This is a genomic window from Pseudomonas sp. H1_D05, assembly GCF_054682705.1.
The window spans coordinates 2,908,801-2,921,906 of sequence record NZ_CP162825.1 but is presented as its reverse complement, the minus strand read 5'-3'; the positions used below and the strand labels follow the sequence as shown (position 1 = coordinate 2,921,906).

The window sequence follows — 13,106 nt, the reverse complement described above, 5'->3', positions numbered from 1 at the left end:
GACGCTGTGGTTTTGCCGCTGCCTCAGTGGAAAAAGCTCCACGTCCCGATCAGCACCAATGCCCACAGGGCGATGCCTGGAACGATGATCAAAAAATTCCAGGCATTCAGGCGGTTGTTGCCCAAACCTTGCGGATCGTTGGCGGCCAGGTTGATCAGTTGCTGGCCTTCACTGGCGACATAAGCTCTGAGCGGCAGCAGTGCCATAGCAAACAAACTCAGGTACAACAAGCCTTCGAAATGGCTCGATAGTTTATCGAGCACCACTGCAAGCAACGTCAATACCACAAACACCGTTGCCCACTGCTCAAGATCCCAGCTGGATTTTCGGCCGCTGTCGTGAATCGTCTTGTCTGCATGACGATACAGCCTGTGCACGAAAAATATATAGAAGATACCGCGCGCCACTGGCCACAGCTCTTCCTGCGTCCGCTGCTTGTACAGGCTCCAGTTTTTGTACGACCAATAATAGAAATACAGGCCAAAACTGAGCACCGACAGCAGAATGAATTTCCATCTGGCAACCACGTAAAATCCCGCAGCCTGCACATCTTCGTTCAACAGATTCGCCTCAGGGGACGCGTAGACATTTTCCGCCATAGCCATTTCCTTGGTTCAAACGTTCAATCAAGGCTAACGACCGACCGGCGAAAATATTGAGCCCAGCGGGGCCAGTGGCTGTCATCAATCCATCATCAACTCGACACAATGACGACATGGCCTCAGTCGACACTGGGGTCATGACGACAGCTCTACATATCACTCTGATCAGCGAAACCTTCCCACCGGAAATCAACGGGGTGGCCAATACCCTTGGCCGCTTGTGCGATGGACTGCGCGCGCGTGGGCATCAGGTTGAACTGGTGCGGCCGCGTCAGGCCGGTGATCCGCAGCGCAGTGAAGATGACGCGCTGCTACTGTGTCGGGGCTGGCCGTTGCCGGGATATCCGGGGCTGCAATGGGGTCAGTCGTCGATGCACAAACTGCTGCGGCGCTGGAAGCGCCAGCGTCCCGACGTGTTGTACATCGCCACGGAAGGCCCGCTCGGGTTGTCGGCGCTGCGTGCGGCGCGGCGTCTGGGGATATCGGTGGTCAGCGGTTTTCACACCAATTTTCAGCAATACACCAGCCAATACGGGCTCGGTCTGCTGACGCGGATGCTCACGCATTATCTGCGCTGGTTTCACAATCGCTCGGCCATGACGCTGGTGCCGAGCGTCAGCCAGCGCCTGGAACTGGAACGGCGGCATTTCGAGCGCTTGGCGCTGTTGTCGCGCGGGGTCGACAGCCAGTTGTTTCATCCGAGCAAACGGCTGAACGCCTTGCGTGAGCAATGGGGCCTGTCCGAGCAGGACATTGCAGTGATTCACGTAGGACGACTCGCGCCGGAGAAGAACCTTGGCCTGCTAAAACGCTGCTTCGAAAAACTGCGCGACACTTATCCACAGCGCAATCTGAAACTGATCGTCGTCGGCGACGGGCCGCAGCGGCTAGCGCTGGAAAAGGATGTGCCCGAGGCGATTTTCTGCGGCGCGCAGCGCGGTGAAGCGTTGGCGGCGCACTATGCGTCTGGTGATTTGTTTCTATTTCCGAGTCTGACCGAAACCTTCGGTAATGTGGTGCTGGAGGCGCTGGCATCCGGGCTGGGTGTGGTGGCTTACGATCAGGCTGCGGCGGCTCAGCATATTCGCCATGGCTACAACGGCGTGCTGGCGATGCCTGGTGATGAGCCAGCCTTTTGCGAGGCGGCGGCATGGTTGCTGGAAGAGGATGAAACGTTGCGCTGCGTGCGCCTGAATGCGCGGCAGCATGCGAGTCGCCAGGGCTGGCCGGCGGTTATCGAGCAGTTTGAAAAGCATTTGCGCGGGGCTTGTGTAGGGGAGCAAGTGGTGCCGAATGCGCAGACATTGCCCTGATTCTCTGCTGACGTTAGAACCGCCTTCGCGAGCAAGCTCGCTCCCACAGGGGATCTCCAGTGAACACAAATTTTGTGAACAGCAGAGAAACCTGTGGGAGCGAGCTTGCTCGCGAAGGGGTCAGTGAGAGCGCCGCTTAAACCAGCGTCATCAACGCCTCACGGCTGAACGGCAAAATATCCTGTTCACGCCCTTCGCGGACTTTCTGCGCCCAATCCGGATCGACCAGCAACGCACGCCCCACCGCCACCAGATCGAACTCCTCTTTATTCAGACGCTCCAGCAGATTCTCCAGACTGGCCGGTTGCGCGACCTTGTCGGTGTTGACCATGAATTGCAGGAACTCGCCATCAAGGCCAACACTGCCAACGGTGATGGTCGGCTTGCCGGTGAGTTTGCGGGTCCAGCCGGCCAGGTTCAGCTCGGAACCGTCAAATTCCGGCTCCCAGAAGCGGCGCGTCGAGCAGTGGAAAATATCCACGCCAGCGTCAGACAGCGGCTTGAGGAATTCACCCAGCGCTTGCGGGGTTTGCACCAGACGCGCCGTGTAGTCCTGCTGTTTCCATTGCGAGAAACGGAAGATGATCGGGAAGCCTTCACCGACCGCCGCACGCACGGCTTGAATCAATTCAATGGCGAAACGTGAACGGTTGGCCAGGCTGCCACCGTATTCGTCGGTGCGCTGGTTGCTGCCCTCCCAGAAAAACTGGTCGATCAGGTAACCGTGGGCGCCGTGGATTTCCACGCCGTCCATGCCGATGCTCTGTGCATCTTTGGCCGCTTGGGCGAAGGCTGCGATCACATCCTGAATGTCTTGTTTAGTCATGCCGTGCACCACGACCTGACCGTCCTTGATTTTTTCCGACGGACCGTAACCCGGCACGCTGGCGTCCGGCTCGGTGCCGATGCGACGCACGCTGCCCACATGCCACAGTTGCGGAACGATCTTGCCCCCTTCGGCGTGAACCGCATCGACGACCTTCTTCCAGCCGGCCAATGGCGCGTCGCCAAAGAACTGCGGCACGTTCGGATAACCATTGGAGGCAATGTGGCCGACGGTAGTGCCTTCGGTGATGATCAGGCCAACGCCGGCGGCCGCGCGACGACGGTAATACTCAATGACTTTCGAATTAGGCACGCCGCCCGGGGAAAAGGAGCGAGTCATCGGCGCCATGACCACGCGGGTCGGCAGTTCGAGGGCACCGAGTTGGAACGGTTTGAACAGGGCTTGAACCGGCATTGGAAGGCTCCACAGGGAATGACTTTATGACGGCGATAATATGGACAGTCAAAGGCTTTGAACAGCACTATTGATTTGAATGATCAAGGATCAGAAACGAAAAGATCGCAGCACCGGCAGGCCCTTTAAGAGCTGCCGAAGGCTGCGATCTTTTGATCTTGCTGTTTCAGCTCAGCGCTTTTTCAATCGCATGCACAATGGTCGGATCATCCGGCGCCGTGCGCGGCGAGAACCGCGCCAGCACCCGGCCGTCCTTGCCGAGCAGAAACTTCTCGAAATTCCAGGTGATGTCCCCAGGAAACTCCGCCCCCTCGCCCGCCAGCAGACGGTAGAGCTGGTGACGATCATGACCGTTGACTTCGAGCTTGCTCGACAACGGGAATGTCACGCCATAGTTGAGGCTGCAGAAATCCTGAATTTCCTTTTCGCTGCCTGGTTCCTGGCCGGCAAACTGGTTGCACGGCAGGCCCAGCACGCTGAAACCTTTGCCTTTGTATTGCTGATAGAGGTTTTCCAGCGCCGCGTACTGTGGGGTCAAGCCGCATTTGGAGGCGACGTTGACCACCAGCACGACTTGGCCCTTGAACGGCGCCAGCGGTAGCTCCTGACCATCCAGGGCTGTCAACTTAAGGTCGTGAAAAGCACTCATGACGAACTCCAAGATTCCCGTGTTCCACTCGAAACAGCCACTTGGCGAGGTCACCAAGGACAGCCGCGGACTAAAAAGGCGCCCGCAGGCGCCTCTCCAGTACTCGAAGCTTAGCGCAGAAAATCAGTGGTGATGGCCACCTTCGCCATGGACGTGGCCATGAGCGATTTCTTCCTGGCTGGCATCACGGATGTCAACGATCTTCACTTTGAAGTTCAGGCGCTGACCGGCCAGTGGGTGGTTGCCATCAACGGTCACGTCATCGCCGTCGAGGTCACGGATGGTGACGATTTGCATCTGGCCGTCCGGCGCCGAAGCGTGGAACTGCATGCCGACTTCCAGCTCGTCAACGCCTTCGAACATGCTGCGGCTCAGGGTGCTGACCAGCTCGGCGGCGTATTCGCCGTAAGCGTCTTCCGGCTCAACGGAAACTTCCAGCTCGTCACCAACAGCTTTGCCATCCAGAGCTTTTTCCAGGCCCGGGATGATGTTGCCTGCGCCTTGCAGGTAGACCAGCGGAGCGCCGCCGGCGGAGCTGTCGATGACCTCACCAGCGTCGTTGGTCAGGGTATAGTCGATGGAGACAGCCTTATTGGCGGCGATCAGCATGGGGCGAGACCTTTTGCATAAGAATATAGAAAGGCCAAGTTTAGCGAAGCAATCGCGCGAAAGCGAACACAACCCGGACAAACGGGTTTCGACGATCGCAGGCTTTCATCAGGACGAGGACGGTCACTGGGTCGTCGAGCTTTCCTGTGGCCACACCCAGCACCTGCGCCATCAGCCGCCCTGGCAATCGCGCGCCTGGGTGCTGGACCCGGCGCAACGTATTGAAAAAATAGGCCAACCCTTTGCCTGCGGTTGGTGCGCACAAGGCTCGGTTAGCGATAACCTTGGCGACTGAATTTCGGTAGGTCGTCAGCTATAGGCGATCGCCATTGCCATGCAACTTTAGAGAATTCGCATGCAAACTTTTTTTATCGCGCCCACCGATTTTGGTGTGGGTCTGACCTCCATCAGCCTCGGGCTGGTGCGCACGCTTGAGCGAGCCGGGCTGAAAGTCGGTTTCTTCAAACCGATTGCCCAGCCGCATCCGGGTGACACCGGCCCCGAGCGTTCCACCGAACTGGTGGCGCGCACCCACGGGTTGAAACCGCCACAACCGTTGGGCCTGGCGCACGTCGAGCGGATGCTCGGCGACGGTCAGCTCGATGAGCTGCTCGAAGAAATCATCACGCTATATCAGCAAGCCGCCATCGGCAAAGACGTGCTGGTCGTCGAAGGCATGGTGCCGACCCGCAGCGCCAGTTATGCCGCGCGGGTCAACTTGCACCTGGCCAAAAGCCTGGATGCCGAGGTGATTCTGGTCTCGGCGCCAGAAAACGAAGTACTCGCCGAACTCTCCGGCCGTGTCGAATTGCAGGCGCAATTGTTCGGCGGCCCGAAAGACCCGAAAGTCCTCGGGGTGATCCTCAACAAGGTCAAGACCGAAGAGAGCATGGACGCCTTCGCTGCGCGCCTGAAGGAGCATTCGCCGTTGCTGCGCAGCGGTGATTTCCGCCTGCTCGGCTGCATTCCCTATCAGCCGGAACTCAACGCACCACGTACCCGTGACGTTGCCGACCTGATGGGTGCACAAGTGCTTAATGCCGGTGATTACGAAACCCGCCGAATGACCAAAATCATCATCTGCGCGCGAACCATGCGCAACACCGTCGAGCTGCTCAAGCCCGGCGTGCTGGTGGTGACGCCGGGCGATCGCGACGACATCATCCTCGCCGTCAGCCTCGCCGCGATCAACGGTGTGCCGCTGGCGGGCCTGTTGCTGACCAGCGACACCCTGCCCGATCCGCGCATCATGGATCTGTGCCGTGGTGCGTTGCAGGCCGGTTTGCCGGTGCTATCGGTGAGTACTGGCTCCTACGACACCGCCAATCTGCTCAACGGCCTGAACAAGGAAATCCCGATTGACGACCGCGAGCGTGCGGAGATCATCACCGATTTCGTCGCCAGCCATCTCGACGCGAAATGGCTGCACCAGCGCTGTGGCACGCCACGGGAAATGCGCCTGTCGCCGGCGGTGTTCCGCTATCAGTTGATCCAGCGTGCGCAAGCGGCGAACAAACGCATCGTCCTGCCTGAAGGCAGCGAGCCGTTCACCGTGCAAGCGGCGGCGATCTGCCAGGAACGCGGGATCGCCCGTTGCGTGTTACTCGCCAAACCGGAAGATGTCGAAGCAGTGGCCCGCGCCCAAGGCATCGCCTTGCCGCCAGGGCTGGAGATTCTTGATCCAGACCTGATTCGCGAGCGCTACATCGAGCCGATGGTTGCCTTGCGCAAGACTAAAAGCCTCAACGCGCCGATGGCCGAACAGCAACTGGAAGACACCGTAGTGATCGGCACCATGATGCTGGCGCTGGACGAGGTCGACGGCCTGGTCTCGGGCGTGATCAACACCACTGCCAACACCATTCGCCCGGCCCTTCAGTTGATCAAGACTGCGCCGGGCTGCACGCTGGTGTCGTCGGTGTTCTTCATGCTCTTCCCAGAGGAAGTGCTGGTTTACGGCGACTGCGTGATGAACCCACACCCGAGCGCCAGCGAACTGGCCGAGATCGCCCTGCAAAGCGCCGACTCGGCGGCTGCATTCGGCATCATTCCGCGCGTGGCGATGATCAGTTACTCCAGCGGCGAATCGGCCACTGGCGAAGAGGTCGAGAAAGTCCGCGAGGCCACCCTCCTCGCCCACGAACAACAGCACTCGCTGCTGATCGACGGCCCGCTGCAATACGACGCCGCCGCCAACGCAGAAGTCGCCCGGCAACTGGCACCAAACAGTCAGGTGGCCGGTCGCGCCACGGTGTTCGTCTTCCCCGATCTAAACACCGGCAACACCACGCACAAAGCCGTACAACGCAGCGCCGATTGCGTCAGCCTCGGGCCGATGCTGCAAGGCTTGCGCAAACCGGTGAATGACTTGCCACGCGGCGCACAAGTCGATGACATCGTCTACACCATCGCCCTCACCGCGATTCAAGCCGCCAACCGACCTATGGATGTGTAAATGCTGGATTTTCTACCTGCACCCGTGCGCGGCGTGATCGCTTCGCTGCTGTTGGCACTCAATACGATTCTGCTGTGCTCGTTTCTGTTTTGCGTGGCGCTGATCAAAGTGCTGCCATTCGACCTCGCCCGACGCGCCTCGCTGTGGCTGATGAGCCACACCCACGAAGCGTGGATCAGCAACAACAAGGGCTGGATGAATCTGGTTCGGCGTACACGCTGGCACCTCAGCGGTCTGCAAGGACTCGATTACCAACACTCGTACCTGATCACCAGCAATCATCAGAGCTGGGTGGATATTCTGGTGCTGCAATACGTGCTCAACCGAAAGATCCAACCGTTGAAATTCTTCCTCAAACAGGAGCTGATCTGGGTGCCGGTGATCGGTCTGGCGTGGTGGGCGCTGGGCTTTCCGTTCATGAAGCGCTACTCCAAGGCGTATCTGACCAAGCATCCGGAGAAGAAAGGCAAAGACCTCGAAACCACCCGCAAGACGTGTGCGAAATTTCGCGATAACCCGGTGGGGATTTTCAACTTCGTCGAAGGCACACGCTTCACCGAAGGCAAGCATGCGCAGCAGCAGTCGCCGTTCAAATATCTTCTCAAGCCCAAGGCTGGCGGGATCGCCTTTGTGCTGGATGCAATGGGCGAGCAACTGGAGTCGATCGTCAACGTGACCATCCACTACCCGGCCGGGCGTCCGGGGTTCTGGGATTTGCTCTGCGGCAATGTGCGCGATGTGGTGGTGCACTTTGAAGAGCTGAAGATTCCCCAGCAGTTCATTGGCAAGAACTACGACCAGGACGGCGAGTATCGCCTGCAGTTCCAGGGCTGGATCAATCAACTGTGGCTGGACAAGGATGCGTTGCTCGAACAGATGCACCGCGAATACCCAGCCAAATACTGATCCCTTGTAGGAGTGAGCCTGCTCGCGATAGCGGTTGATCAGCCACCAACAATGTTGAATGACACACCGCTATCGCGAGCAGGCTCGCTCCCACAGTTTTGATCGCCGTATGCCCGAATAAAAAAGCCCGCCGATGATTGCTCATCGGCGGGCTTTTTCTTGCAGCTTGAAGCTAGGAGCTTGTCGCTGCTTCAGTGCTTAGATCGCGCCACGCTTGCGCAGCAGATCCAGCACTTGCTTGACGCTGTCTTCCAGACTCAGCGTTTGCGTGTCGATCACCAGATCGGCATTCAGCGGCACGTCGTACGGGAAGGATTCGCCCGGGATGTTGTCGCCAGCGGCGGCATACAGACCTTGCGGATCACGCTCGGCGCAGACAGCCGGCGAGGCCTGTACGTAGACCGTCAATAGACGATCCTTGCCGATCAGGTCCTTGGCCTGCTCGCGACCTTCAGCGCTTGGCGCGACGAACGCGGCCAACGTCAGCAAACCGGCTTCGTTGAACTGACGCGCGACGTGCGCAGCACGACGCCAGTTTTCGGTACGGCCGGCGCGATCCTGTGGCAGACCTTTGTTCAAGTCATGGCGCAGGTTCTGACCATCCAGTACAAACACCGCACGACCCATGTCGAACAACTTGCGCTCGACGGCGTAAGCCAGCGTGCTCTTGCCCGCGCCCGACAGGCCGCTGAACAGCACGGTCGCCGGTTGCTGGCCGAAGCGCTGGGCACGTTCTTCAGTGGCCACGTGCGCCAGTTTGCCGTGATGCGTGGCAGTGCCATGCGTCACCTGTTGCGCGACGATCATGCCGGCGCCGACGGTGCCGTTGGTCAAGCGATCAATGACGATGAACGCGCCGGTGGTGCGGTTGCTTTCGTAACCGTCGAGGGCGATCGGCGCGTCCAGCGCGATCTTCACCTTGCCGATTTCGTTGAGCTGCAACGCGCTCGCCGGGCCTTCTTCCAACGTGTTCACGTCGACCTTGTTGACGATGCTGGCAATCGAACCCGGCACGTAACTGGTGGCGCGTTTGATGTCGTATTTCTTGCCCGGCAGCATCGGCTCTTCAGCCATCCACACCAGCATCGCTTCGAAGCTGTCGGTGACCGGCGGCACGTTGTCGGCATGCACCAACAGGTCGCCACGGGAGATGTCGATTTCGTCTTCCATGGTCAGCGTCACCGCTTGACCTGGACCGGCGTGCTCCAGCTCACCTTCGAAGGTGACGATGGATTTCACCCGGCTGCTTTTGCCCGACGGCAGCACCACGACTTCGTCACCCTTGTGCACGATGCCGCTGGCCAGGGTGCCGGCGAAACCACGGAAGTTCAGGTTCGGACGGTTGACGTACTGCACCGGGAAACGCAGATCGGTGAAGTTGCGATCGCCCGCGACTTCCACGGTCTCGAGGATTTCCATCAGCGACTGGCCGGTGTACCACGGCGAGCGCTCGGACTTGTTCACCACGTTGTCGCCCTTGAGGGCAGACATCGGCACGAAGTGCATGCTGGTCGGCTTCATCTTCAAGCCTTCGGCGAACTTCAGGTAGTCAGCCTTGATCGACTCGAACACGCCTTCATCGAAGTCTTTCAGGTCCATCTTGTTGATGGCGACGACGATGTGTTTGATCCCCAGCAAGGACGCAATGAAGCTGTGGCGACGGGTCTGGGTCTGCACGCCGTAACGCGCGTCGACCAGAATGATCGCCAGGTCACAGGTGGACGCACCGGTGGCCATGTTGCGGGTGTACTGCTCATGGCCGGGGGTGTCGGCGATGATGAATTTGCGTTTGGCGGTGGAGAAATAGCGGTAGGCGACATCGATGGTGATGCCCTGCTCACGCTCGGCCTGCAGACCGTCGACCAGCAATGCCAGATCGATGTCGTCACCGGTGGTGCCGACTTTCTTCGAGTCGCGGGTGATCGCTTCGAGGTGATCTTCGTAGATCATCTTCGAGTCGTGCAGCAGGCGCCCGATCAGGGTGCTCTTGCCGTCATCGACGTTACCGCAGGTCAAAAAGCGCAGCAGTTCTTTACGTTCGTGCTGGCCCAGGTAGGCGAGGATGTCCTCGCTGATCAAATCAGATGCGTGCGACATGACAGCCCCTTAGAAATAGCCTTGACGTTTTTTGTCTTCCATCGAGCCGGCGCCATCGTGGTCGATGACACGGCCCTGGCGCTCGGAAGTTCGCGTCAGGAGCATTTCCTGAATGATGTCCGTGAGGCTTTCTGCCTCGGACTCCACCGCGCCCGTCAACGGGTAGCAGCCAAGGGTACGGAAACGCACTTTCTTTTTGACGATGCGAGCCTTGTCCTCATCGGACAGGTGCTCGAGGATGCGCTCGTCGTCGATCATGATCAGCGTGCCGTTCTTCTCGATCACTTCGCGTTCAGCGGCGAAGTACAGCGGCACAATCGGGATGCCTTCGAGGTAGATGTACTGCCAGATGTCCAGTTCGGTCCAGTTCGACAGAGGGAACACACGAATGGATTCGCCCTTGTTGACCTTGCCGTTGTAGACGTTCCATAGCTCCGGACGCTGGTTTTTCGGGTCCCAGCGGTGCTTGCTGTCGCGGAACGAGTACACGCGCTCTTTGGCGCGGGATTTCTCTTCATCGCGACGGGCGCCGCCGAACGCTGCGTCGAAACCATGTTTGTCGAGCGCCTGTTTCAGGCCTTCGGTTTTCATGATGTCGGTGTGCTTGGCGCTGCCGTGGGTGAACGGGTTGATGTTCTGCGCCACGCCATCGGGGTTGATATGGGTGATCAGGTCCAGGCCCAGTTCTTCGACCATCTTGTCGCGGAACTTGTACATTTCCTGGAATTTCCAGCGGGTGTCGACGTGCATCACCGGAAACGGCAGTTTGCCCGGGAAGAACGCCTTGCGTGCCAGGTGCAGCATCACGGCGGAGTCTTTACCGATGGAGTACAGCATCACCGGGTTATCGAACTCGGCGGCCACCTCGCGGATGATGTGGATGCTTTCCGCCTCCAGCTGTTTCAGATGCGTCAGTTTGTCGACCATGGCTACTCACGAAAACTTTCTTATGAACGGCCAGCGGGCCGTGTTCGAGCGAGGAATCCTAGCACAGCGACCTTCTTCTAATCAGGACGCTAGCTAGAACGAAAGGGCATATGAATATGCCCACCAGTTCGGCCGATGGGGATCAATGTGGGAGCGAGCTTGCTCGCGAAAGCGCCGCGTCAGGCACAGATGTATTAAAGCGAACGCCGCCTTCGCGAGCAGGCTCGCTCCCACAGGATCTAGTGGTGATGATCAGATCGGATTTGGACAGTCGATGAAGATGTGTTCGACAGCAAAGCGCTTCGCCAGATAGTCGCCCAGGGCCTGTACGCCGTAGCGTTCGGTGGCGTGGTGGCCGGCGGCGATGAAGCTGATGTCGTTTTCGCGGGCGCTGTGAAAGGTCTGCTCGGAGGCTTCTCCGCTCAGGTACAGATCAACGCCTGCCGCGACGGCCTGATCGATATAGCCCTGACCGCCACCGGTGCACCAGCCTACTCGGCGAATCATCGGGCTGCCCTCGATCAACAGCGGTTCGCGGCCCATGGTTTCCTGCACCTTGCGGGCGAAATCGCGCGCGGTCATCGGATCCTTCAAAGACCCGACCAGACCGACAATTTTCAGATTGTCCGGATCCAGCGGCCCTTCCACAGTGATGTCCAGTTGGCGAGCAAGCTGCACGTTATTGCCAACATCCGGATGCAGATCCAGCGGCAAATGGTAAGCGAGCAGACTGATGTCGTGCTTGAGCAATGTCTTCAGTCGACGCTGCTTCATGCCAGTGATGCACGGGTTCTCGCCCTTCCAGAAGTAACCGTGGTGCACCAGCACCAGATCCGCCTCGGCTTCGACGGCGGCATCCAGCAACGCCTGACTGGCGGTGACGCCGCTGACGATGCGCATCACTTGCGGCCGGCCTTCGACCTGCAAGCCGTTGGGGCAATAATCGGCAATTTTCGAGCTGCTGAGGTAACGGTCGGCTTCTTCGACGAGGGTGCTGAGGGCAACGGCCATGAAAGACTCCTAAATATCCCGTTCAGAGGCACGCGCGGCCTCGTATAATGCGCGACATTATGGGCGGTCTGACCCCGCCTGCAACTTTTCCAGGACGTGCTTAATGCTCAAGGCGCTGCGTTTTTTCGGCTGGCCGTTGTTGGCCGGTGTGCTTATCGCTCTGTTGATTATTCAGCGTTACCCGCAGTGGGTCGGGCTTCCGAGCCTCGACGTCAACCTGCAACAGGCCCCGCAAACCACCAGCGTGCAACAGGGCCCGGTGTCCTATGCCGACGCGGTGACCATTGCCGCGCCTTCGGTGGTCAACCTCTACACGACCAAAGTCATCAACAAACCGGCGCATCCGCTGTTTGAGGATCCGCAGTTTCGGCGCTTCTTCGGTGACAACTCGCCAAAGCAGAAACGCATGGAATCGAGCCTCGGTTCAGGCGTGATCATGAGCCCGGAAGGCTACATTCTGACCAACAACCACGTGACCAGCGGCGCGGATCAGATTGTGGTCGCCCTGAAAGATGGCCGCGAAACCCTCGCGCGCGTCATCGGCAGCGACCCGGAAACCGATCTCGCGGTGTTGAAAATCGATCTGAAAACCCTGCCGGCCATCACTGTCGGCCGCTCCGACAACATTCGCATCGGCGACGTTGCATTGGCCATCGGCAACCCGTTCGGCGTTGGCCAGACCGTGACCATGGGCATCATCAGCGCCACCGGGCGTAACCAGTTGGGCTTGAACAACTACGAAGACTTCATCCAGACCGACGCGGCGATCAACCCGGGCAACTCCGGCGGTGCGCTGGTCGACGCCAATGGCAACCTCACCGGCATCAACACGGCGATCTTTTCCAAGTCCGGCGGCTCGCAGGGCATCGGCTTTGCGATTCCGGTGAAACTGGCAATGGAAGTGATGAAGTCGATCATCGAGCACGGTCAGGTAATTCGTGGCTGGCTCGGCATCGAGGTGCAGCCGCTGACCCAGGAACTGGCCGAGTCGTTCGGCTTGTCCGGGCGTCCGGGGATTGTGGTCGCGGGGATCTTCCGCGATGGCCCGGCGCAGAAGGCCGGCCTGCAACTGGGTGACGTTATTTTGAGCATCGATGGCGAGCCGGCCGGAGATGGTCGCAAGTCGATGAACCAGGTCGCGCGGATCAAGCCGACTGACAAAGTGACGATCCAAGTGATGCGCAACGGTAAAGAGCTGAAGCTCACCGCGGAAATCGGCCTGCGTCCGCCACCGGCGCCGGTGAAAGAAAAAGAAGAATAAAACTTCGTTCGCGCCAAACGCGCTAATAAAAGATAT

The 13,106-nt window shown here is 59.2% G+C and carries 12 protein-coding genes; 5 read left to right on the top strand and 7 right to left on the bottom strand.

The window, feature by feature from the left end; all coding sequences use genetic code 11:
- Window positions 1-23 precede the first annotated feature (23 nt).
- Entirely contained in the window at window positions 24-599 is a 576-nt protein-coding gene (locus tag AB4O11_RS13045) for a hypothetical protein (RefSeq protein ID WP_414926663.1), read from the bottom strand.
- Window positions 600-715: 116 nt separating this feature from the next.
- Here AB4O11_RS13045 and AB4O11_RS13040 point away from each other — a divergent pair, with 116 nt between their 5' ends.
- Window positions 716-1,915, top strand: a complete 1,200-nt coding sequence (locus AB4O11_RS13040; RefSeq protein WP_460130822.1) for a glycosyltransferase family 4 protein — start codon at window positions 716-718, stop codon at window positions 1,913-1,915.
- Window positions 1,916-2,051: 136 nt separating this feature from the next.
- On the opposite strand, the gene AB4O11_RS13035 is transcribed toward AB4O11_RS13040, so the two are convergent.
- From AB4O11_RS13035 to AB4O11_RS13025, 3 genes are all read right to left on the bottom strand, one after another.
- Window positions 2,052-3,155 carry an NADH:flavin oxidoreductase gene (locus tag AB4O11_RS13035; protein ID WP_093436019.1) on the bottom strand — a complete coding sequence of 368 codons (1,104 nt, stop codon included), beginning with the start codon at window positions 3,153-3,155 and terminating at the stop codon, window positions 2,052-2,054.
- Between the two features lie 166 nt (window positions 3,156-3,321).
- Window positions 3,322-3,804 (bottom strand): glutathione peroxidase, encoded by a 483-nt coding sequence (locus tag AB4O11_RS13030; protein WP_093436016.1) that lies wholly within the window; start codon window positions 3,802-3,804, stop codon window positions 3,322-3,324.
- Between the two features lie 123 nt (window positions 3,805-3,927).
- A complete protein-coding gene (locus AB4O11_RS13025; RefSeq protein WP_008085027.1) occupies window positions 3,928-4,413 on the bottom strand; it encodes an FKBP-type peptidyl-prolyl cis-trans isomerase in 486 nt (161 codons plus the stop codon).
- Between AB4O11_RS13025 and AB4O11_RS13020 the strand changes: the two genes are divergently transcribed.
- Genes AB4O11_RS13020 through AB4O11_RS13010 form a run of 3 tightly spaced genes read left to right on the top strand, consistent with a single transcriptional unit; the run spans window position 4,382 to window position 7,774 of the window.
- Window positions 4,382-4,708, top strand: coding sequence for a DUF3565 domain-containing protein (locus tag AB4O11_RS13020; RefSeq protein ID WP_093436299.1), 327 nt, complete (start codon window positions 4,382-4,384; stop codon window positions 4,706-4,708). The two genes, AB4O11_RS13025 and AB4O11_RS13020, sit on opposite strands and share 32 nt — an antisense overlap.
- A 60-nt stretch (window positions 4,709-4,768) precedes the next feature.
- Window positions 4,769-6,868 carry a phosphate acetyltransferase gene (pta, locus tag AB4O11_RS13015; protein WP_099758015.1) on the top strand — a complete coding sequence of 700 codons (2,100 nt, stop codon included), beginning with the start codon at window positions 4,769-4,771 and terminating at the stop codon, window positions 6,866-6,868.
- On the top strand, window positions 6,869-7,774 hold the full coding sequence (locus AB4O11_RS13010; RefSeq protein ID WP_460130820.1) for an acyltransferase: 906 nt from the start codon (window positions 6,869-6,871) through the stop codon (window positions 7,772-7,774).
- 198 nt (window positions 7,775-7,972) lie between these two features.
- Here the strand turns inward: AB4O11_RS13010 and cysN are convergent, their stop codons facing one another.
- From cysN to AB4O11_RS12995, 3 genes are all read right to left on the bottom strand, one after another.
- The gene (gene cysN, locus AB4O11_RS13005) at window positions 7,973-9,871 is read right to left on the bottom strand and encodes a sulfate adenylyltransferase subunit CysN (RefSeq protein WP_460130819.1); all 1,899 of its coding nucleotides are present in this window, start codon (window positions 9,869-9,871) and stop codon (window positions 7,973-7,975) included.
- Window positions 9,872-9,880: 9 nt separating this feature from the next.
- A complete protein-coding gene (cysD, locus tag AB4O11_RS13000) occupies window positions 9,881-10,798 on the bottom strand; it encodes a sulfate adenylyltransferase subunit CysD (RefSeq protein ID WP_007912374.1) in 918 nt (305 codons plus the stop codon).
- 252 nt (window positions 10,799-11,050) lie between these two features.
- Complete coding sequence (locus AB4O11_RS12995) at window positions 11,051-11,809, bottom strand: Nif3-like dinuclear metal center hexameric protein (protein ID WP_093436004.1); 759 nt, start codon at window positions 11,807-11,809, stop codon at window positions 11,051-11,053.
- Window positions 11,810-11,912: 103 nt separating this feature from the next.
- On the opposite strand from AB4O11_RS12995, the gene algW reads away from it, so the two are divergent.
- A complete protein-coding gene (gene algW, locus AB4O11_RS12990; RefSeq protein ID WP_093436001.1) occupies window positions 11,913-13,070 on the top strand; it encodes a Do family serine endopeptidase AlgW in 1,158 nt (385 codons plus the stop codon).
- The last annotated feature ends 36 nt before the right edge of the window (window positions 13,071-13,106 follow it).